Consider the following 502-nt stretch of genomic DNA (forward strand, 5'->3'; position numbering starts at 1 on the left):
GACCGCTCCTTCGGTGACCGGCAGGGTGGTGTCAGCGGACGTGGTGGTGCGGGCGAGCCGGGGGACGAGGATTTCTCCCGCGCGGACGGCGAGCTGAGGCTCGTCCAGACCCGCGAGAGCTGCCAGGTCCTCCATCGAGCCGTCGGTGTCGATCAGGACGATGCGGTCGGGGTGTTCGGACTGGGCGGAGCGGATCAGGCCCCATACGGCTGCGGCGGCGAGGTCGGTCACCTGCTCGGTGTTGGTCGTGGCGACCGCGCCTCGGGTGACGACGACCAGACGCTGGTCCTGCTCGTCGGATGCGATCCATTCCTGCAGTCGGGTGAGGACGTCGGCGAGGACGGTTTGCACGGCTGCCGGGACGTCACCGTCGGTGTCCGAAGCCGGGATCTCGATGAGGGTTGCGTGTGCAGGGGTCTCCGCCGGGGTGGCGGTGAGGTGCTGCCAGTCGAGGTGGAAGAGGGAGTCGTGGGTGGGGGTGGTGTCGAGTTGTTCGGGGGTG

At 69.3% G+C, this 502-nt stretch carries 1 pseudogene; it reads right to left on the reverse strand.

Annotated elements, in window-relative coordinates:
* A pseudogene (locus HW445_RS32660) lies at positions 1–502 on the reverse strand (hypothetical protein); the annotation flags it as partial.

Origin of the sequence: Streptomyces sp. UH6 (assembly GCF_013421635.1) — a bacterium.
Lineage (GTDB): Bacteria > Actinomycetota > Actinomycetes > Streptomycetales > Streptomycetaceae > Streptomyces > Streptomyces abyssomicinicus.